A 23,144-nucleotide genomic window follows, 5' to 3' on the forward strand; every position below is an offset into this window, starting at 1 on the left:
AATCTTGCATTTCTATATAATTTTGAAATACAAATATCTCTATTTTTATATTTCCCCACAACATTTAGACTTGATCCTTTATGTTAGATATTCTAACGTTCTCTCCAGTGCCATTCCTCGAGACCCTTTTATTAGAATTGTACTATTTTCTATTTTTTTCTCTTTCAAAAAGTCAGAAAAAGCATTAAATGAATCATAAAAATAAAATTGCGGACTGCTGATCCTATTTGAATAAAAATCCGATCCCACAAAAAAGCACTTCACCCCTTTCTCATTCAAAAGCAGTTTAACTATTTCGACATGCTCCTTTTGACTCTCATCTCCCAACTCAAACATATCTCCCAAAATAATAACTTTATTAGGCTTCTCCAACTGCAAGAAATTTTCAATAGCAACTGCCATACTACTAGGATTAGCATTATAAGCATCTAATATAATCTCGTTAGTCCCCTTTAATATCAATTGCGACCTGTTGTTCTCTGGAATGTAACTTTCTAAAGCTTCTTTAACGGCCAAATCATCAACTCCAAAGTATTTACCTATAGCAACTGCAGCATTTACATTATTAGCATTATAAAGACCTATTAAATGTGAAGATATTGTTACATCTGAATAACAAACTTCTACAAATGGGTTTGCTTGAACCGATTTAATCTGCAGATCGGCCTCTTCATTATTTACTCCAAACGAATACGATCTCAAATCCTTAGATCTTTCCACCTGAATTGGATCCTCAAGATTCACAAAAGCTAACATATCGCTGTCAGCAAGATAGTAGTACAACTCGCTTTTACCTTCAATAACACCAGCAACTCCACCAAAACCTTCCAAATGTGCTTTACCAAAATTAGTTATATAACCATAATTAGGCTTTGCCAATTCACAAAGAAATTCAATCTCTTTTTTATGATTAGCTCCCATTTCAACAATACCAATTTCAGTTTCTGAATTAAAAGAAAGTAACGTTAAAGGAACTCCTATATGGTTGTTTAAGTTCCCTACTGTTGCCTTTGTGTTATACTTCATTGATAAGACTGCATGAATCAATTCTTTAGTGGTTGTCTTCCCATTACTTCCTGTTAGCGCAATTATAGGCAACTTTAAATGTATTCTATGAAATTTTGCCAGTTCCTGCAAAGCGAAAAGACTGTCATCTACCAAAATTGTTCTTTCGTCGATATAAAAAGACTTGTCATCAATAATTACAAAGGAAGCCCCTTTGGCTAATGCTTCTTTAGCGAATGTGTTAGCATCAAAACGCTCCCCTCTTATGGCAACGAATAGTGAATTTGATTCTATTTTTCGTGTATCAATCGAAACTGAATTGCATTTCAAAAACAAACTATGAATGTAATTTATATCCATTTAAAAAAGATTTAAAAAAAAAGCCCTAATTAAAGGGCTTTCATATTAGTGTATGAGTCTAAATTAATTTCTTGGAGTTTTTCTTTTTTCTGCCTTTGGTCCTACCTTAGACATCGCACATCTGAACCCAATGTAGTCAGTAGCCATGTCTTGCGGAAAATATCTTCTTTGAGCTGGATCTAGCCAATAAGCCCTGTCTCTCCAAGAACCTCCTTTATAAACTCTTACTTCATCATTTATTAAGGTCGTTCTTTCGTTTGACACATCGTATTTCCTTACCATTCTCCCTAAACTGTCTGTAGTAACATTATGCTTTGGTGAATTATACATATTCTTACTATCTTTTTCTTTATCAGTATCTGACTCCGAAGGTCCAAATTTATAATATTTAGAAGATTGCTTATCACCGTCTCTGTAATTAATATTATTGCTTTTGTCAAAGTTTTGCCTCAAATAAGTTTCGTCCTGATCAACTGGAACCTGAGCGATTTGCCCTGGAAAACTTCTGACAATTACTTTACCATTACTTAAGGTATCCATCTTCATTGTCTCTAGAGTAACAATTTCGACTTTTCCATCTTCTCCAATTTTATTCTTAGTGTAACGATTTCCTCTAAAATAATTAAAATCATTTGACTCGTTATCGATAATTGGTCTGTAAACATCCAGTACCCATTCTGCTACATTTCCCGCCATATCATATAACCCAAAATCATTAGCCGGATATTTCTTAACTTCGTTAGTTATATCTGCACCATCATCAGACCATCCAGCTATACCACCGTAATCTCCGTTTCCTTGTTTAAAATTAGCTAACTGATCTCCTTTATTTTGTCTCTTCCCTGAGCGGGTATAGCTTCCTGACCACGGATATTTTTTCTGACCCTTATATATATTATACTCTCGTTGTCCCACATCAGCTGCAGCAGCATATTCCCACTCTGCTTCAGTCGGAAGCCTGTATTCTGGCAAAAGGATTCCTGATGAACGTTGCGCATAAACATTTTTTTGTTCTATCACTGTACCGCCTTTTCCAGTTTTAGGACTTTTTCTGGCTCCTTTTGCGCCTTTCAAAACAATCTCTTCATTTCCACCATACGTCATTGTTGGTGCTTTCAGGTAGGTTTCAGTGCTAAAAGAAGCCTCTGCAGTAACATCTTGTGTTTTTGCATTCTTTTTCAAGAACCCCTGTTTCTCTAATATGGCTTCATTAACCCGTTCTGTTCTCCACTGACTAAACTCAACTGCTTGAATCCAATTAACGCCAACGACAGGATAGCTTGCATAGGCAGGGTGTCTTAGATAGTTATTAGTCATAGTTTCATTGTAGCCTAATCTATTTCTCCAAACTAAAGTATCTGGTGAAGCACCTTCATATATATGTTTATAATTATCTTCAGTGGGAGGGAATACATTCTTTAACCAATCTAAATATTCTAGGTACATGAAGTTTGTCACTTCTGTTTCGTCCATATAGAACGATTGTACGTGCTGTTGAGTAGGAGTATTATTCCAGTCGTGCATCACATCATCCTGCACTTTGCCCATTGTAAAAGTACCACCTTCAACAAAAACTAATCCAGGACCGGCTTCTGGTTTCTTGCTGCTGGAAACCCTTTTACTATCTATGTCCCAACCCGTACCTCTGGATGCGCCTTTTGAACTAGAATTCTTACTGCAACTCGTGAATCCAATTATAATTATCATCGATAACACTAATCGTAAGGCTATAACTTTATTTACTTTCATACTGTTTTAAAGGTAATAATTTAAGTGATGCAATATAATAATTAACCATTAATCAACAACACCATATTGAACAAATTTCTTTTGACGGATTATATATAACGAATTATACAAACCGAACGCAAATTTATACTTTTTATTATATGTTTTTATCCTAAATGCCATATTTTTACTCCTTATAATACATGATCATTAATACAATTTGATAAAATAATGCGAAATTTACTTTTGTTTAATTTACTTCTGATTTCTTTTATCTCATATACCCAAACAAGAGGCGACGTTACTATTGAATGGCTTGAAAGTACCGAAATGTATTATGGAAGTTCCAAAATTAATATCCCACAATTTTCCGGAGTCGCATATAATTATAACGCTGCCGAAAAATCACTCTATTACTCGCTAAAGATCAATGAACTAGGTACCTTTGACGAGAACAACATTCAAATTACAAATGTTTCATATGAATCCATCTCAGCTTCGAAACTTGGCGCCTTGGACAGTGGCAAAATCCCTAATTCTATAAACCCCTCTTTAACAAACTCAAACTCAAGAGGAACAAAACAGTCATTTCTCAGGTTGTCGCCAATAATAAAAAGCGAGTTAGGGTTTAAAAAACTAATGTCATTCTCCTATACCATAAACAACAAAACTTCTAAAACTTCACAACCATCCAAAGTCACAAACTCCATTTCTAATTCTGTTTTAGCAACTGGAGATTGGCACCGATTCTACGTTGAAAAATCAGGAGTATATAAAATCTCTAAAAAATTTTTACAAGAAATAGGACTTGACCTAACTAATGTTAACCCCAAAAAACTAAAAATTTACGGAAATGGGGGCAGAATGCTACCCCTGTCGAATGCTACTTTTTACCCATCTGATTTAATTGAAAATGCCATTCAAGTGTTTGGAGAAAATGACGGCACATTTGATAATGATGATTATATTCTGTTTTATGCCGAAGGACTAGACACTTGGAATGAAGAAAGCAAAACCCACAGCAATCTTTATGATGTTTATTCATATTATTATGTCACCACAAAAGGAGACGCCGGAAAAAGGATAAGCGAAATGGCTCAACCTCAAGGTAACATCACAATAAGCTTAACTAATTTTGACGATCATCAATACCACGAAGTGGATTTAGTTAATATCGCTAAACTTGGAAGACAGTGGTTTGGAGAGTCATTTGATATTAACCAAGAACAAGAATTTGAGTTTAACTTCCCTAATATAGACTCTTCTACACCAATTAAACTAGCGACAACGGCTGCTTCTGCAGCATATACACCAACTTCATTTCAAGTGAGTTCAAACGGACAAGATATTGCAAAAATCTCATTCTCTGCAATTAACACTAACTCCGACACCGAATTTAACGTGGGTAATTTACCCATTAATACCTCTTTAAATGCTTCCGAAAACGTAAAAATAAAATTAACCTATAATAACAATGGCGTCCCGGGTTCAAAGGGTTTTTTAGACAACATTCGACTGATTGCCAAAAGAAAGCTTCAAGGTTATGGAAAACAATTCCTTTTCCAATATGACCTGTCTGCGGCCAACTTTGGGATCGTCAACTACACAATCTCTAATGCTAGCGGCATTTCTCAAGTTTGGGATATTACTGACTTATATAATGTAACAAAAATTGAAAACTTGAACCAAGACTCTTTCGCCTTTAAAGCAAATTTAGGAGAACTTCGGAAATACGTTGCTTTAGACGCTGCGAATTACTTTGTCCCTTTAAAGGACAACAAACCTAAAGTTCCTAACCAAAACCTAAAGGGCACCGTTTTCAAAAACAGCCAAGGCGAGTTTCAAGACATTGACTACGTTATTATTACTCCAAATTCCTTACTTACTCAAGCTGAAAAATTAGCTGATTTTCACCGCTCCTATTCCAAACTGAGTGTAAAAGTTATCACTACAGAATCTATTTATCCTGAGTTTTCTTCTGGAAAACAAGATATAGCCGCCATCAGAAACTGTATCAAATACATCTATGAGAATGCTTCTTCTTCAGAAAAAAGAATAAAATACCTAAACCTTTTTGGAGATGCTTCTTATGATTATAAAAACAGAACAGTCAATAACACAAATATAGTTCCTATTTACCATGCCTTGAATAGCAGCTCAACTGGCGAGTCGTCCTTTGCCTCTGATGATTTCTATGGACTAATGGATGATAACGAAGGGAATATTGTTTCGTTTTTTGGCGGCATCGATATAGCAGTGGGAAGAATGCTGGTAAGTAGCCCAAAACAGGCAGATGAAATGGTAAACAAAGTTATAGAATACCATGACATAAAATCATATGGAAGCTGGAGAAATAACATAGTAATGATTAGCGATGACTCTGACGAAACTTTTGATGCAAGTTTACAGAATAGACAAAACAGCTTAGCCGACAAAATCACGGATGAAAAACCGTTCTTTAATGTCAACAAAATAATACTTGATTCTTATATTCAAGAAGCGTCCGCAGGAGGTTTTAGATACCCAAAAGCAAGAACAGATTTGTTTAACGCTTTCGAAAAAGGAGCATTAATCTTCAATTACCTTGGACATGGTGGCGAAGACGGATTAACCTCAGAACGTATTTGGGAAAAATCTGATGGTCAAAATTTGAGCAACCAATATAAATATCCTTTATTTATAACCATCACCTGTGACTTCTCCCGTTTTGACAACCCTAGCAGACCAACTGCAGGCGAGTACACATATTGGAACCCTAAAGGCGGCGCAATTGCAATGATCACAACCATTAGATCGATAGGTCAATTTAGTGCAGAGAACTTTAATGATGCTTTATCCAAAAATCTATTATCTTTTGGGTCAAACCAATATGCATCAATTGCTGAAATTTTACGAATATCAAAAAACAACAATCCTAATTCATCAACTAACGTTGTTTTTTACATTGGTGATCCCGCCTTGTTTCTGGCCATACCTAAACCAAAAATACGCCTAACAAAAGTCAACGATGTTGCTATAGAACAGACAATTGACGATTTTAAATCATTGGCAACTATGAAATTGACAGGCGAGGTAACTGATGAAAACGAAAGTGTCCTTTCAAATTATAACGGCCAGATATACACTACTATTTTTGACAAAAGGATTCAGAAAGCAACTTATAATAATGACGGGAATAGTCCGCCAATAAATTTCAATACATTAGGCGAAACCATCTTTAGAGGAAACGCCACAGTAGCAAAAGGTAAATTTGAATTTAGTTTTGTAGTCCCTCGAGATATCCGAATTCCCTTAGCTCCAGGAAAAATAAGTTTTTATGCTAAAAAGGGGGAGGTACTTGAAAACCAAACAGGTTTTGATACAAACATAAAAATAGGCGGAATCAACGAAAGTGCAGCCGAAGACAATATTAGTCCAAAAGTGAAGTTATATATGAATGATGAAACTTTTGTTTCGGGCGGCATAACTAATACATCTCCCTTTTTACTAGCATTTCTCGAAGATGAAAACGGGATTAATACAGCTAGCGGAATAGGACATGATATAGTGGCGATTTTAGATGGCGACGTTAGTAATCCTTATCTGCTAAACGATTACTACCAGACCAATTTAGATGATTACACAAGTGGCAGTCTAAGGTTTCCATTACGGGATCTAGCCGTTGGATTACATACTATCACTTTTAAAGCCTGGGATGTATACAACAACCCAATTATAAGTGAAATTCAGTTTGTAGTAATGGGAGACGAAGCAATAACTTTGACACATGTCTTAAACTATCCTAATCCATTTGTCAATTATACTGAATTTTGGTTTTCGCACAACAGACCATACGAGCCTTTGGAGGTTCAGGTTCAGGTAATCACTATCACGGGGAAAGTAGTTTGGACAAAAAACCAGATCATATCAACAGAAGGTTTTTTATCAAAAGAGATCAGTTGGAACGGCAAAGATGATTTTGGCAACAAAATTGGAAAAGGCGTTTACATATATAAATTAACAGTCAAATCTAGTTTAACAAACGACAAAGCTGAAAAGATTGAAAAACTTGTCATACTTTAATAAAATACTATATTTGTTCAATCACTTTTAAATAATACAATGAGAAAATTAATACCTTATGTAGCCTGCCTACTTGGACTCTCTTTCGCCAATGCTCAAGATAGGGTCATAACTACAGCAGTTCCGTTTTTGTTAGTTTCTGCTGATGCAAGAGCCGCTGGTATGGCTGATATTGGCGTAGCAACTTCAACTGATGTGTTTTCGCAACAATGGAACCCTGCAAAATATGCTTTCGCAGTTGACAAACAAGGGTTTTCTGTAAGTTACACTCCGTATTTGATAGATTTAGCAAATGACATTTCACTCGGACAAGTCACGTATTATAATAAAATTAGCGAACGAAGTGCATTCGCAACTAGTCTTCGATTTTTTGGTTTCGGAGAAATCGAACTAAGAGAAACAGGAGATCCAAACGAACAAGCCAGAGTCGTCTCTCCTAATGAGTTTGCTCTAGATGGATCATACTCATTAAAATTAAGTGAAAAATTTTCTATGGCAGTTGCAGGAAGGTATATTCGTTCTAACCTAAAAGTTGTGTCAGAAAATGGAGATGCCTCTGCAGCCAATTCATTTGCGATAGATGTCGCTGGTTTTTACCAATCAGAAGAAATTGCTTATAATGAGTTTAATGGAAGATGGAGAGCCGGATTTAATATTCAAAACGTGGGGCCAAAAATAAGTTACGACAATGATGAATTTAGTACGAACTTTTTGCCTGCAAATTTAAAAATAGGAACTGGATTTGATTTCATTCTTGACGATTACAACAAAGTAGCCGTAAATCTTGAATTCAACAAACTATTGGTACCAACACCACAAAACCCAGATATAAACGGAGACGGAACAATCTCTTCTGAAGAAAGGGCGCAGAATTTAGACAACTATCGTTCAATAGGATGGGCTTCGGGAATATTTAAATCATTTGGAGATGCACCTGACGGCTTCAGTGAAGAACTTAAAGAGTTCACCTATGCACTAGGAGCAGAATATTCATATCAAGATTCATTTGCCATGCGGATGGGTTATTTTAATGAAAGTGACTTAAAGGGCGCACGGAAATTTTTCTCTCTTGGCGCTGGTTTCACATATAACGTAGTCAAAGTTGATGTTTCTTACTTATTTTCAGCATCAAAAGTAAAAAATCCCTTAGAAAACACATTACGCTTCTCTTTAACCTTTAACTTTGGAGAGAAATATTATCAATACTAGTTACAAATAGAATTAAATTTAAAAAATCCAAATTTCAAACTATTGAAATTTGGATTTTTTTTCCTCAAAAAATCATGAAAGAAATAACCATCACGACCAGCTTCACTGCTTATAACGCAGTGAATGAACTTCCAAACGAAATCCAAAAGCTAATGGAGCAGGCTATAGCGATAAGAAAAAGCGCTTACGCTCCTTATTCAAAATTTCGCGTGGGCGTTGCCATTCTTCTAGACAATGGCCAAATTGTTTTGGGCTCTAACCAAGAGAACGCTGCATACCCCTCTGGCCTTTGCGCTGAACGCGTAGCTATATTTCAAGCCGGATCTATATACCCCGAAGCAAAAATTTTAAAAATGGCAATTACAGCGGCTTCAGACACTAACACAACTACAAGTCCGATCCCTCCTTGCGGTGCTTGCAGGCAATCAATTGCTGAATATGAAACAAAACAAGAAACGCCCATTGAAATATATTTTATGGGAGAATTAGGAGACATATATAAATCTGAGTCTTTGAAAAACTTACTTCCTTTTATGTTTGATAAAAACTTCTTGTAAAAAACCTAAAAACTAGCTTTTAAATTTCTCTTCTCAGTTGGAATGTCTTATTTTTGCAATTCGCAAATTTGTGTGAGAAAACTGTTTTGCGTCATTATGTCCTAGTTGACAACACACTAAAAACTTTAGCAAAAGAACAATTGAGATGAAAGAAGTTACAAAAGAAGTCTATTTAAAGTGGTATGAAGACATGCTGCTTTGGAGAAAGTTTGAAGACAAACTTGCAGCATTATACATACAACAAAAAGTCAGAGGCTTTCTACATTTATATAATGGTCAAGAAGCCGTCCTCGCAGGTGCATTACATGCGATGGATTTGACAAAAGATAAGATGATTACTGCATACAGAAATCACGTGCAACCAATAGGAATGGGCGTTGACCCAAAACGTGTAATGGCAGAGCTTTTAGGAAAAGTTACCGGAACATCAAAAGGGATGGGCGGATCTATGCACATTTTCTCAAAGGAACACCGTTTTTATGGAGGACACGGAATTGTAGGTGGACAAATTCCTGTAGGTGCTGGGCTAGCTTTTGCTGATAAATATTTTGAAACTGGTGGGGTAACACTGACCTATTTCGGTGATGGTGCGGCTCGTCAAGGTTCATTACATGAAGCTTTTAACATGGCTATGTTGTGGAAATTACCTGTTGTTTTTATAGTAGAAAATAACGGTTACGCGATGGGAACTTCCGTAGAAAGAACGGCAAACCATACAGACATATGGAAATTGGGACTAGGCTATGAAATGCCTTGCGGACCAGTCGACGGAATGAATCCTGTAAAAGTTGCAGAAGCTATGACAGAGGCAATCGAAAGAGCGCGTCGTGGTGACGGACCAACATTTCTTGAAATGAAAACCTACCGTTACAGAGGACACTCTATGTCAGATGCACAATTATACCGTTCGAAAGACGAAGTTGAAGAGTACAAAAAAATTGACCCAATCACACAGGTCTTGGATTTAATTAAGGAGCATAAATACGCTACTGAAGAGGAGGTAACAGCAATTGAAAAAAGAGTGAAAGCACGAGTACAAGAATGTGTTGATTTTGCTGAAGAGTCTGATTACCCTCCAGTGCAGCAACTATATGATGTGGTGTACGAACAAGAAAACTATCCATTCATACCTCATAAACTATAAAAATATTATGGCGATAAAAGTAACAATGCCTCGTTTAAGCGATACTATGACCGAAGGAACGGTAGCGACTTGGCTTAAAAAGGTAGGCGACAAAATAAGCGAAGGAGACATCCTTGCGGAAATTGAAACCGACAAAGCAACAATGGAATTTGAATCCTTTCATGAAGGAACACTTTTGCATATTGGAATACCAGAAGGCGAAGCTGCACCAGTAGATTCTTTATTGGCTATCATTGGTGACGAAGGCGAAGATATTTCTACCTTACTGGAAGAAAAATCAACGACTAGCGAACCCGCAAAAGAAAAAGAAGAAGAAGCTACCGCTAAAACTGAAGTCAAAAAAGAAGACACTGAATCACCTACAACAAAAGCTCTACCTGAAGGAGTTGTGGTCGTAACCATGCCTCGCCTTAGCGATACAATGACCGAAGGAACTGTTGCTACTTGGCTGAACAAGGTAGGAGATAAAATCGCTGAAGGCGACATCCTTGCTGAAATCGAAACCGACAAGGCGACTATGGAATTCGAATCCTTCAACGAAGGAACTTTATTGTACATTGGCATCAAAGAAGGTGAGTCGGCTCCAGTTGATAGTCTATTAGCTATCATAGGGCCTGAAGGAACTGATATAACTGGAATTGCTTCAAATTATAAAGCCGGAGGTGCTGAAGAAGTAGAAGAAGCTACTCCTGTCGCAGCTGAAGAGCCAAAATCAGCAGCAGCTGATACAGCAGAACCAACTGCACAAGAGACATCAACTGATGGCCAACGTATTTTAGCATCACCGCTCGCAAAGAAGATTGCAAGTGATAAAGGAATTCAATTGAATCAAGTTAAAGGTTCAGGTGAAAATGGACGTATCGTAAAAAGCGATATCGAAAACTTCACTCCTGTGGCCGCAACTGCTCCAACGGCTAGTGCGACTGCACCGACAGCTGCTAAACCAGAAACAGCACCAGCTCCAAAAGTATTTGTTCCTGCTGGAGAAGTTTTCACTGAAGAAATCAAGAATTCGCAAATGCGAAAAATCATCGCCAAACGTTTGGCGGAATCATTATTCACTGCTCCACACTACAACTTAACAATCGAGGTAGCAATGGACGAAGCAATGAAATCAAGAGTAACGATAAATAGCATTCCTGACACAAAAGTGTCTTTTAATGATATGGTTATAAAAGCCTGCGCGATGGCATTGAAAAAACACCCGAAAGTCAATTCTACCTGGAGAGAGGATTCAATCCTAATAAACCACCACGTGAATATTGGTGTTGCAGTTGCTGTTGAAGACGGATTAGTTGTTCCTGTGTTACGCTTTACCGACGCGATGAGTTTATCTCAAATTGGAGGAAGCGTAAGAGATCTTGCGGGAAGAGCTAAAAACAAAAAATTATTACCTACAGAAATGGAAGGAAGTACTTTTACTGTTTCTAATCTAGGAATGTTCGGTATTACCGAATTTAATTCAATTATTAATCAACCAAACTCCGCTATCCTCTCAGTTGGAGCGATTGTAGAAAAGCCAGTTGTTAAAAATGGTGAAATAGTTGTAGGGAACACCATGATGTTATCTTTGGCTTGCGACCACAGAACAATTGACGGAGCTACCGGAGCTCAGTTCTTACAAACTTTGAAAATGTTTATCGAAAATCCAGTAGCAATGCTAGCGTAAAAGCTAGCTTGTTTGTATATGAATCCCGTTTTGAGAAATCAGAACGGGATTTTTTTATAAAACACAAATAAACTACCTGACCCTATTCTTTTCCTCAATCCAACGAGACATGTATTTCGTACTTGTTAATGAATGATGTTGCAACATAGCTCCCATAAAATTACACAACCGATGTTCTATTAGATCAACTTCTAGTTTTGAAATATGTTTTATAAAACCATCTTCAAATACAGATTTCAAATAGCGTTTTTCTATAATCTGGAAGCCATTTTCTTGGGCTTGAAGCCATAGGCTCTTCTCACGATACAACTCTACCGCATTATCTACAAAAAATTGAACATCATCAGTAATAGCACCATTCCACATTAAATCACCACACATCGATTCTGCCCCGATAATTGTTGTCACACTTGGCGTGCCACATTGCATTGCTTCTAATAATTTTCCTTTGATGCCTGCACCAAAACGCAAGGGAGCTAAAACTACGCGAGCATTCCGCACTGCTTCTTGTGCATCAACGGCACGACCCCTAATATAAAAACCTTCTTTTGGTTGATGCAACTTCAACACTTTCTGACTAGGATAAGCTCCGTATATTTCCAAAACAGCCACCGGTAACTGCTTTCTAATTAGCGGCCAAATAGTTTCCTTTAGATACAGAACGGCATTCCAATTGGGTTCATGAAGAAAATTACCTATGAAAATAAGATTTTGCCGTTCTTCATAATCAGGCAATTTTAGAATACTTGAAACAGAAATACGGTCAAGTAGCAAAGGAATATAATACAGCAGTTTATGATCAATTTTAAACACAGATTGAAGCAATTCCATTTCAAATTCAGAAATCATCAAGGAAAGATCGCAGCGCAAAATACTGGCTATTTCCCGCTTAGCAACATCCTCTTTAAATAAATCAGTTACAATAAATGATCGATTTTCCTTAAAAGCTTTTTGACGTGCTAATCTCAAGCAATGTAGATCTTCCGTATCCAAAAGTCTTAATGCATCAGGACAATTTTCGGAAACACGCCAACCAAACTGTTCTTCCATCATAAAACGATCAAACAAGACAACAGATGGATTTAGCTCTTTTAGATATACATCAAAACTGGAGCTGTTTAACTCTATAGATTTTTTAACCACACCCAAAGCCGAAAGATCTGCCATATAAACACTATCCATCGCCGGACTCGCAAAAGTAACATCATAGTCTTCCTCTTTAAAGAGAGATATCAACTGTATCATTCTACCACCCGCAGCCGAAGAATTGGGCTCAGGCCATACAAAACCTATTATCAAAAGCTTTTTACGCTGATTCATCATTTTTATTATTTCAATTACAAAATAATGCTATTTAGCCCGCATTACAATCATTTCGCCAACAAATCAGAAAGAAAACACTAATTTTGCAATAATAAAACACAACCACATGTTAGGATTAAAATTAGCAACTGACCCACGATGGGTAAATATAGTCGAATCAAACATTGAAGAAATTTTAACGGACCACGCATGGTGTGAACAAAAGGCCGCTTCGAATGCTATAAGTCTAGTAACCCAAAATCCCGAATTAGAAGATTTAGTGACTGAACTATTAGTTATTGCTAAAGAGGAGCTAGATCATCTACAAATGGTTCATGACTTGATAAAGAGTAAAGGATTAACTTTAGGAAGAGAGCGTAAAGACCATTATGTAAACGAGCTCTTTAAATTTATGAAAAAAGACGGAAGCAGAAAAGATGCTTTATGTGATCGTTTGCTATTTTCAGCAATGATTGAAGCCCGCAGCTGTGAAAGATTCAAGGTCTTATCAAAAAACATAAAAGACCCACAACTAGCTAAGTTTTACCACGATTTAATGATCAGCGAAGCAGGGCACTACACGACTTTTTTAGGATTCGCAAAGAAATATGCTGACAATATAGACACAGAAAAACGCTGGAAGGAATGGATTGAATTTGAAACTTCAATCATCACAAACTATGGAAAGAACGAAACAATTCATGGATAAGTAAAAAGTGTTTTATGATAGCGCAAGAACTATTTTCCGCTGTAACATTTTCTAGTATAACTAAATGATACGATAATCAGATTAAAGCTTTTTGAACACTAAATAAGAAAGAGAGTACACATTTGTATACTCTCTTTTTTCTAGATTAATATTTAAACTTATTTTTTAATGATCATAAATTCTGATCGTCTATTTAAAGCATGCTCTTCTTCCGTACAATCAAGATCGCAATTTACTTTCAATTCAAATTCTCCGAAACCTTTTCCTGAAATTCTATCTGCACTAATTCCTTTTGAAACTATATAATCAACTGTAGCATTGGCTCTCCTTTCAGAAAGGTCCATATTATAATCATCTTTACCCCTCGAGTCAGTATGTGACTTCGCGTAAATTACTAAATCTTCATTCTGTGACAGTACGTAAACTAATTTATCAAGTTCTTCCATAGCTTGTTTAGTGATACTACTTTTGTTATATTCAAAATAAATTGGTTTTAAAATTATCTCCACCTCAGTTACTACTATATCGATAGGCTCCAATGCGACATCTACCTTAACTACTCCGCAATCTGCCTTAGCAATGGACGCTTTATTTGAAATAAAGCCATCTTTGTACGCTTCTATTGCATATCCCTTTTGACAATCGACATTAAACGAAACTTCTCCACGATCATTTGACAATTTCTTATCTATAACTAGCTTATTTTCATCTAACAAAGAAACCCTAGAGTTAACAATTGGAAATCCAGTTTTAGAATTTTTGACAACAGTTTCAATTTGAGACTTACGTATCAGAACAGCACTGTATATATGATCAACACCAGAGCGATTACTAGAAATGTAACCTATATTTTTCTCTTTGTTGAATGTAAACGCTAAATCGTCTTTTGAAGAGTTTATTGGTTGCCCCATATTTTTAGGCACCTCCCCAGTAGTCAAGTTTACTGAAAAAACATCCAAACCACCAAACCCAGCTAGGCCATTTGAAGAAAAATACAAAATATTATCATCTGTGATAAATGGAAAATTCTCATCTCCTACAGTATTAATCGAACTACCTAAATTTTCGGGAACAGCAAAACTGCCGTCAGCATTTACGGCAACTTTCCATAAATCAGTCCCTCCTAAAGAACCTGGCATATTAGATGCAAAATAAAGTGTTTTTCCCTCTTTATCTATCGAAGGATTTCCTGTAGAGTAATTTTTACTATTAAAAGGCAATGGCATCGAATTGACCCATTTACCATTTTCATTACTTGCTTTGAAAAGATTTACTTGACCAAACCGGAGCTTTTGCGCTTTATCGTTCACAAATAACTTCTCTTTAAAGCTTTCACTTGAAAAATAGATAGTACTTCCACCTTCTGTTATGGACAAAGGACCTTCATGAAACCTAGAGTTTAATTCGCCTAGAGGAATTGGCTCTGTATAAGTCCCATCATTATTAACTGTAGATTGATAAATATCTAAGAACGGTTCGTTGTTCCACCCATATATTTTATTACTTTCATTTCTCGCACTCACAAAATAAAGCAAGTTATCATAAAGAATAGCACCAAAATCGGATCGATTAGAGTTAACTGAAATAAATTCTACAACAAAGGCTTTCTCGATACCCATTAAATCTGAAAGGTAATTTGGATTCGCAATAAATTCCTTTGCTCTTTTATCATTAGGCATCTTGGCAACAAAAGTTTTCATCTGATCATTTGATTCGGCATACTTACCATTAGATTTTAGCATTTGCCCATATCTATAATAAATTTCAGGATCTTGCTCCGTCTTTATGGCTAGGCCATACCATTTCTCGGCATCAACTGTATTATTCATATTATAATAACAATCTCCAAGCTGTTTCATAACATATGGATCAGAATTTCCCTTTTTTATCAACGATAAATATTCTAGCACAGCTTGACCATAATCATGGCCTTTAACTAATTTATCTGCAACTTTTGTATCTATACTTTGTGCTGACATCGAAATACTTACCAACACAAAAAATAATATTAGATTAATTTTTTTCATCAATTACAAATTTATATTAGAAAAATCTAGGTGAACGTGAGACCTTTTTTGGCGTAAACAAGTCGTACAAAATAATAAACTCATGAGATGAAGCAGAGGTTACATTCAGCTCCGAAACTATATGATCATAGGCATACCCTATTCTTAACTCAGGTGTAATAGCAAAATTAACCATAGCACCAAAACTATCTTCGAGTCTGTAACTTGCACCAACTTCAATTTTTTCCATATACAAAAAATTTGCGTTGACATCCAAAGAAGGCGACACATTAAATGCTGATTTTAACATAAAAGAAGGTTTAAACTTCAAGTCATAATTAACATCAAAGACGTATCCGCCAGTTAAAAAATAGTGCGAAACATCAGAGCCATATTCTCGCCCATTATAATCCAAATGAGCCGCGTTCATCATATTGGGGATTGAAAAAGCAACATAATATTTATCTGTGTAATAAAAAGCTCCCGCTCCAAAATTTAATGAAGCATCATTAATATCCTCGCCGAAAATCCCTTCAGAAGGATCTGGCAAAGAAGATTGAATTTCTCTAAGCCCAACTTTGTGAAATGAGACACCTGCTTTAAGACCTAACGCAAGCCTATGTTTGTCATTTAGTTTTAACGTATAAGAGAAGTCACCATACACATTTTGTTGCGTGATAGGGCCTATTTTATCAGAAATAACAGATAAGCCTAAACCTACATTTTTACCTGTTGGGCCATGTCCCGAAAAAGTAAATGAGGTAGGTGCATCCTCGATATTCACCCACTGCTTTCTATATAAGGCACCAAAGGAAATGCTTTCTTTTGAACCAGCATATGCGGGATTAATAACATTCATATTATACATATATTGAGTATAATGTGGGTTTTGTTGCGCTATTGCATCTACCCAAGTAATAAGAACCAAAAGAGCAGCAAAAAATATTTTGTTCATATCAATTTGTTTTTCATTTGTTACATTAAGTACCAACGTAATTTTATTAATTAACTATTTTTCTCTGATTAGATAGATCCAGCCTGTTTTCGGCACACCATTGTCAAATTCCATAACGTAATAGTAGGTTGCGCTTGGAAGTTCATTACCATTATCAGACTGACCTGTCCATTGATTAGTATAATTTATCTGGCTATAAACTTTAATACCATATCTATCAAATATTTGAAGCTTCTTCACATCCAACAATCTCAGATCAAAATAATCATTTGAGCCATTTCCGTCTGGAGAGATTCCTTTTTGAATATTACAAAATACAGATTCAATAACTATATTATTGGTTGTTTCACAACCAGTAGCCATTGAAGTAATGGTTAAAGTATAGTTTAACGGAAAAGTAACTTCAGCACTACTAGATGCAATAATATCTGACCCGTTCAAAGTATTAGAATTTGTCGCAATAGGGTTACCCAAATTATCTTTCCATTGATAGTCTACATTGTTTGAATCATACGAACTTGCTAATGGTGACGCTGTAATTATATACTCCTTATTAATACAGTCTCCCGTACTCTCAAATTGAATTTCGGCAGGAATTGGATTTATTGTTTGACTGGCTCCTTTAATCTCGCATGAAGTGTTGTTTTTAAAACGGACACTAACTGTATAGCTCCCTGATTGTAGGTTTGTAAAAATTGGACTGTCTTGAAATCCCTCCCCAATACTATATTCAGCATCCGTTTGCGATCCAATTGTTATTTCACCAGTTGGGTCAACACAAGTAGGCTGCTTACTAACTGTAGCTGTAAGCATTGAAGGAGTTGCTGTTATGCTTAACATTACTTCTGTCCTAGCATCGCTTAAGCAATTTCCGATTGATGATTCAGCGTAATACGTGGCTGTACCAACACCGACTTGAACAGGGTTAGATACCACAGTACCCCCCACCAAGTCAGTATACCAAGTAATGGTGTCACCAACTGCTATTGCAGTTATAGTTTGATCAGCTGTACCGTCTGAACAAATAGTCTGATCGTTTGCAGTTGGATTTGGTACTACACCTACAATTGTCAACTTGACAGCTGTACGAGTAAGACTCTCGCAAACTCCGTCTGACGATTCCGCATAATAAGTAGTTGCCCCTACTCCTACTTGTGTTGGCTCTGAGACTGGGCTTCCACCAGTATCAGTTGTATACCAAGATATCGAATTGCCCTCTGCAGTTGCAGTTAAGGTTTGTGTAGTTGTTCCATCGGTACATTCCGTTAAATCCCCTCCACTTACTGGTACTTCTGGTCTCGGATTAATAGTCAAACTAATTGCTACACGTGATGTGCTTGCACAAGCTGTCGCATCATTTACAGACTCCGCATAATATGTAATACTTCCCAATGAGCTTAATGAAGGCTCTGCTATAATATTTCCATCAGTATTTGCATCATACCATACTACCGATTCTCCCACTTGAGATGTCGCAGTAGCAGTCAAAGTTTGAATTGGAGACGCAGCACAGTCTGTTTGATCTCCTCCACCTACAGGAATAATTGGATTTGGATTAATAGTTAAGGTAACCGCAGTACGTGAGCTACTGACACAAGCTGTCTCTTCATTTCCAGATTCTGCAAAATATGTAATTGTTCCTACTGTGCTTAAAGAAGGGTCCGAAATAAAATTCCCGCCGATAGCGGCATCATACCAAACTAAAGACTCTCCTGATTGAGCTGTTGCCGTAGCCGTTAGAGTTTGGACTGATGATGAAACACATTCAGTTTGATCTCCTCCACTTAACGGAACGATTGGTTTTGGATTTAATGTTAATTTTACTGCTACACGCGAAGTACTTACACAAAATGTTACATCATCTTCAGCTTCCGCATAATATGTAATCGTTCCTAACGTACCTAATGAGGGGTCTGCTACCACATTGCCATCACTAGCTGAATCATACCATACTACTGATTCTCCAGCTTCTACTGTCGCTGTAGCCGTCAAGGTTTGAATCGGTGACAAAGCACATTCCATCTGATCTCCTCCACTTACAGGAACGATTGGATTTGGGTTAATAGTTAAGGTGACTGTAGTACGTGAGCTACTAACACAGGGGGTAGAATCGTTTGCTGATTCCGCATAATAAGTAATCGTTCCCAATTCGTTTAAAGAAGGATCTGGCACTACATTTCCTTCTGTAGCTGCATCGTACCAAACTACTGATTCTCCTGCTTGCGCTTTAGCGATAGCAGTTAAAGTTTGAATTGGTGACAAAGCACATTCCGTTTTGTCCCCGTCGCTTACGGGAACAATTGGTTTAGGATTTAAAGTTAAAGTTACTTCTGTACGTGATGCACTTACGCAAGATGTTGCGTCATCTTCAGATTCTGCGTAATAGCTAATGGTTCCTAATGCACTTAATGAAGGCTCTGTCACTACATTGCCACCAGTAACGGCATCGTACCATACTACTGATCCACCAACTTCTGCAGTAGCTGCAGCTGTCAAAGTTTGAACTGGGGATAAAGCACATTCAGTCTGGTCCCCCCCACTTACAGGAACGATTGGGTTTGGATTAATCGTTAAAGTGACTGCCGTTCGTGAGCCACTAACACAAGGCGTACTGTCTTTTGCTGACTCAGCGTAATAAGTAATTGTTCCTAAAGCGCTTAAAGAAGGGTCCGATACTACATTCCCTCCAGTAGCTGCGTCATACCATACAATTGTCTCTCCTGTTTGCGAAGTAGCTGTAGCAGTTAGAGTTTGGATTGGTGACGAGGCACATTCAGTAAGATCACTTGCTGTCGGAGTTAGCGGCGCAATATTAAATTCTACAATTATATCCGCAGTAGACGTTGGACAAACACCATTCGAGATCGACCATGTGAAAACATACATCCCTTCTAAATCAACAGTAGCAGTGGAATTCCCACTGTTTGCGTCACTAAAACTTACCGCACCTGGTCCAGATTTTAATGTCCATACACCCGAGCCTACCTCAGGAGTATTTCCTCCAAGGGCGCCGCTTGTTAATGAACAATTAACCTGATCCGGTCCTACGCTTGCAACTGTTGGCTTTTCATTCAAATTAACAGAAATACTTGCCTCTTTATAACAAGGAATCAACGCATCTGCTGAGACAACAACTGGGTTCGGATCTTTTGTATTATAATCTATAGCTCCACTTCCATAATCCGAAGTGCCGCTAAGTTCTGGGCTTAAAAAGGAATTCGTAACATTATAATTAGATTCAGTATCATCTTGCATAGTTAATGCAAAAAACTTAATATCTCCTACTGTATAGCCTATTAAAGACTTCAGCACTTCCACTTCAAAACCTAAATTATAATCGTCAATCCCTAAGTTACCACTATCAACTCCCATTACAGAAGATGGACTTCCTGTTGCTACTCTTCCCAACCTTGTCTTAATAGAGGTTCCTGTTTTTAATTCAATAACATCTGCAAAATAATTTGTACCGCCATCATCCGTTGAAATCGTGAGACAAAAATCAGCTTGAAAATACGAATCAAAGGTACTTGGATTATTATTAAAATAATTAAAGCCTCTTGCAGATGGTACAGCATCTGCTTCATCTCCATAATTCGACACATTAAAACCTCCTGGCTTTGTATCCAAAAACACTAATATGCTTCTATTGCTTTCTAATTTTCCTGCCATACCAAAAACTAACTTATCTTCGGTTGGACTAATTTTAATGGAATTCACATATCCACTTGCTGCAATTATAGATAAAGGCGCGGACAAATTATTATCTTCCATAGCTCCTTTTCCCCAAGCTGTCTCAGAAATGTTTCCATCGAAATTTATAGCATAGCGAGTTCTAACGCCAACAATTTGACCTTTCTTTAATTCAGATGTTTGGAACTCTTTGTTAGCAGACATAAATTGCTTTACAATCCCATCAATTGAAAATTCAAATAGATCGGCACCACCAGTTGCAATAAATACAAGTGGAGCGCCTTCGCATATAACTGCATCTTCAGGAATGACAGACAAACTAACCGCTGGCGGAGAAGAATAAACAGAAGCGACTACTGGCACCCTGACACTAAAATCGGGACCTGTACTTGTTCGAACATAATAAGTCGTAGTTTCACTTATATTTGGACCATATATAGACCCAGTGAACAATACAGTACTAGAACTTTGACTGGAATACCATTCGACCAAATCACCGCTTCCGCCGGATGCTGACATAAATACTTTAACGCTAGCCTCACCTTCCTCTATACAAGCACTACCAGCAGTTGTCTGAGGTGGCGGAATAATAGCTAAAGACTTTCGGGTCTTTAAGGTCTTATTGCTTTTTTTAACCGTATCCAATATAAACCCTACATTCGAAAAACCTGCGTTTATTTTGGAAATATTCGAGTTTCTATCAAAGTTCTTTGCAATAAGTTTGCTGCCCGAAAGTGAAAAAAGTAATAAAAACAAAAGGAATTTATTTTTCATAAAAGGAATGTTATCGTTGATACCTAATTACTACACATTGTAAAGAAATGACTAATAATATAAATTTAAAAGTAGTATATTATATTGATTAACCAACTAAAAATTTAATAAAATTTTAACACTACTTTTTTGAATCGCTCAGATCGGATCAAGTCAAAATGTTGTGGGAAAATATTAAAAAGAAGACATTTGTATTCCTAAATCAAATGCAAGCTTCTTATAACGAACTTATCAAATTATTCATACCAAAGATTATTGTGGATTGTTTTGAATTGACATCTTATAAGAAAGGACAAGAAATACTCCATTTGTAATTAAAAGAAACTAATTCAATTCCAAAGAATACAGTCAATCTAAATTAAGCTCCAAAGGGTTCTTTGAAGAGATAGCTGTTCAAGATTTACCAATTAGTGGACATCAGACATATTAAACATCACATACAGAAGATGGCTTAATCAAAATACAGGTCAAGTCGTTTTTAGAGATAGGAATTTAGTAGCAGACGGGACTCGGGTCACACAAGAGTTCGCGTCTTTTTTAAAAGAGATCATTAGATTCGAAGCCTAATCACTGCAATGCCATTGCTTCTTTTTATAGAGTTAGTAGCAAAAATCTGCAACATCAATACAAAGATTTTCTAAGTGATTTTAAAACCTGGGATCAACTCTCACACGCCAAGCAATGGCTTATTTTTCCAAAAAACTTAGGCACACGTTTATCGATAGATGAAACCTCCCTCTCCAATGGCGAACTCTATACTATTTTAACTAACAAAACAGCCAAAGGAAAGAAAGGAACTATAGTTGCCATGATTGCCTGACTAAAGACGATACTGTAATTTTTATTATAGAAATAATTCCTCTCAAAGCGCGCAATCAAGTCACAGAGATTACCCTAGATATGGCAACAAATATGTGATTAATTTCCAAATATTGATTTCAAAATGCTACACGGGTAACCAACCGCTTTACTCATTTACTATATTTAAATTTTGGAATTCGCGGTATCGCTTCGCTAAGCTCATGTCCAAAGATTAGCCTTGGAAGCTTTACAAGAAATAAGAATCAAATACCGTTGGCCAGCAATATATCCAGAAAATAAAGCAATGAAAAAAAGCAAAAGAAGGAAATAAAAAGTTTGAATCGGAAGTGCTATCTAATGGAGATACACTTAAACAATTACTAGTCCATTCCCGCTATTTTCTTTATAAAAACAAATCTAAATGGTACTAAAACCCAATAGAACGAGCCTCATTATTATTTGCATTATATCCTGATATCCAAAAACCTTAAAATCTAACTAAGGACTTACGTAACAAATTTGAAAATACAACCGATAAAATCGTTGGAATATAAAGATTAGCCAAATGGCACGAGAAGGTAACTCAATCTGGGTTTAAGTCTTTCAATTCGATCTCCAGATCCATAATGAATCATTACCAAACAATATTACACGATTTTGATAACAGAAGCACAAACGGATCGGCTGAATCTTTCAATGCCACAATAAAAGCATTCAGATATCAATTCAGCTGTGAGAGAAACGTTGCACTTTTCCTTTTTAGGCTGACTAATATTTATGCGTAATTTTTACTAATCCACAGGTTTTGGTCTTGATCTCTGAATCTTTCAACGCAAAAATAAAAGCATTTAGATCACAGATTAGAGGCGTTAGAAATATAGAATTCTACGTTTTTAGACTAAATAATATTTATGCTTAAATTTTGTCGCTCCACAGGTTTTAGGATTGATCCCTTTTAAGTACAATATATAACAAGATCAGATTAAATAAACGCGACGAACCGAGACCACTGGACGACCAGCGTCGATGCTATAAACAAAAATCTGATTTTATTACTCACAAAAAAACCCTGTTCAAATAAATGAATAGGGTTTTTTAAAGAAAGGCGACGACATACTCTCCCACATAACTGCAGTACCATCTGCGCAGGCGGGCTTAACTACTCTGTTCGGG

Annotated in this window: 13 protein-coding genes and 1 rRNA gene; 7 read left to right on the forward strand and 7 right to left on the reverse strand. The window is 36.6% G+C overall.

Translation table 11 applies throughout. From position 1 onward, the window contains the following. Positions 1-78: 78 nt before the first annotated feature. Both ACEN2H_RS14515 and gldJ read right to left on the reverse strand, forming a co-directional pair. A complete protein-coding gene (locus tag ACEN2H_RS14515) occupies positions 79-1,365 on the reverse strand; it encodes a UDP-N-acetylmuramoyl-tripeptide--D-alanyl-D-alanine ligase (RefSeq protein WP_441733577.1) in 1,287 nt (428 codons plus the stop codon). 63 nt (positions 1,366-1,428) lie between these two features. Then, a complete protein-coding gene (gene gldJ / locus ACEN2H_RS14520; protein ID WP_441733579.1) occupies positions 1,429-3,114 on the reverse strand; it encodes a gliding motility lipoprotein GldJ in 1,686 nt (561 codons plus the stop codon). A 210-nt stretch (positions 3,115-3,324) separates the two neighbouring features. Between gldJ and porU the strand changes: the two genes are divergently transcribed. From porU to ACEN2H_RS14545, 5 genes are all read left to right on the forward strand, one after another. Then, positions 3,325-7,155 (forward strand): type IX secretion system sortase PorU, encoded by a 3,831-nt coding sequence (gene porU / locus ACEN2H_RS14525; RefSeq protein WP_441733581.1) that lies wholly within the window; start codon positions 3,325-3,327, stop codon positions 7,153-7,155. A gap of 39 nt (positions 7,156-7,194) precedes the next feature. After that, positions 7,195-8,364: a type IX secretion system outer membrane channel protein PorV gene (gene porV / locus ACEN2H_RS14530; RefSeq protein ID WP_441733583.1), complete on the forward strand. Its 1,170-nt coding sequence runs from the start codon at positions 7,195-7,197 to the stop codon at positions 8,362-8,364. A gap of 74 nt (positions 8,365-8,438) precedes the next feature. Continuing rightward, the gene (cdd, locus tag ACEN2H_RS14535) at positions 8,439-8,921 is read left to right on the forward strand and encodes a cytidine deaminase (protein WP_441733585.1); all 483 of its coding nucleotides are present in this window, start codon (positions 8,439-8,441) and stop codon (positions 8,919-8,921) included. A gap of 145 nt (positions 8,922-9,066) precedes the next feature. Further along, complete coding sequence (pdhA, locus tag ACEN2H_RS14540; RefSeq protein WP_441733587.1) at positions 9,067-10,065, forward strand: pyruvate dehydrogenase (acetyl-transferring) E1 component subunit alpha; 999 nt, start codon at positions 9,067-9,069, stop codon at positions 10,063-10,065. 7 nt (positions 10,066-10,072) lie between these two features. Then, positions 10,073-11,734 (forward strand): 2-oxo acid dehydrogenase subunit E2, encoded by a 1,662-nt coding sequence (locus ACEN2H_RS14545; RefSeq protein ID WP_441733589.1) that lies wholly within the window; start codon positions 10,073-10,075, stop codon positions 11,732-11,734. A 72-nt stretch (positions 11,735-11,806) separates the two neighbouring features. Here the strand turns inward: ACEN2H_RS14545 and ACEN2H_RS14550 are convergent, their stop codons facing one another. Then, positions 11,807-13,054 (reverse strand): glycosyltransferase, encoded by a 1,248-nt coding sequence (locus ACEN2H_RS14550; RefSeq protein WP_441733598.1) that lies wholly within the window; start codon positions 13,052-13,054, stop codon positions 11,807-11,809. Positions 13,055-13,163: 109 nt separating this feature from the next. Between ACEN2H_RS14550 and ACEN2H_RS14555 the strand changes: the two genes are divergently transcribed. Then, positions 13,164-13,745, forward strand: coding sequence for a tRNA-(ms[2]io[6]A)-hydroxylase (locus ACEN2H_RS14555; protein ID WP_441733590.1), 582 nt, complete (start codon positions 13,164-13,166; stop codon positions 13,743-13,745). 158 nt (positions 13,746-13,903) lie between these two features. On the opposite strand, the gene ACEN2H_RS14560 is transcribed toward ACEN2H_RS14555, so the two are convergent. Genes ACEN2H_RS14560 through ACEN2H_RS14570 form a run of 3 tightly spaced genes read right to left on the reverse strand, consistent with a single transcriptional unit; the run spans position 13,904 to position 21,170 of the window. Then, on the reverse strand, positions 13,904-15,772 hold the full coding sequence (locus tag ACEN2H_RS14560) for an OmpA family protein (protein ID WP_441733592.1): 1,869 nt from the start codon (positions 15,770-15,772) through the stop codon (positions 13,904-13,906). A gap of 16 nt (positions 15,773-15,788) precedes the next feature. Beyond that, a complete protein-coding gene (locus tag ACEN2H_RS14565; protein WP_441733594.1) occupies positions 15,789-16,706 on the reverse strand; it encodes a PorP/SprF family type IX secretion system membrane protein in 918 nt (305 codons plus the stop codon). A gap of 54 nt (positions 16,707-16,760) precedes the next feature. Beyond that, entirely contained in the window at positions 16,761-21,170 is a 4,410-nt protein-coding gene (locus ACEN2H_RS14570) for a gliding motility-associated C-terminal domain-containing protein (RefSeq protein ID WP_441733596.1), read from the reverse strand. A gap of 1,412 nt (positions 21,171-22,582) precedes the next feature. Here ACEN2H_RS14570 and ACEN2H_RS14575 point away from each other — a divergent pair. Continuing rightward, positions 22,583-22,756, forward strand: a complete 174-nt coding sequence (locus ACEN2H_RS14575) for a transposase (RefSeq protein WP_441733600.1) — start codon at positions 22,583-22,585, stop codon at positions 22,754-22,756. Positions 22,757-23,071: 315 nt separating this feature from the next. On the opposite strand, the gene rrf is transcribed toward ACEN2H_RS14575, so the two are convergent. Then, positions 23,072-23,144 (reverse strand): 5S ribosomal RNA (rrf, locus tag ACEN2H_RS14580); the annotation flags it as partial.

The sequence above is a fragment of the Flavobacterium sp. W22_SRS_FP1 genome (assembly GCF_052113685.1).
Lineage (GTDB): Bacteria > Bacteroidota > Bacteroidia > Flavobacteriales > Flavobacteriaceae > Flavobacterium.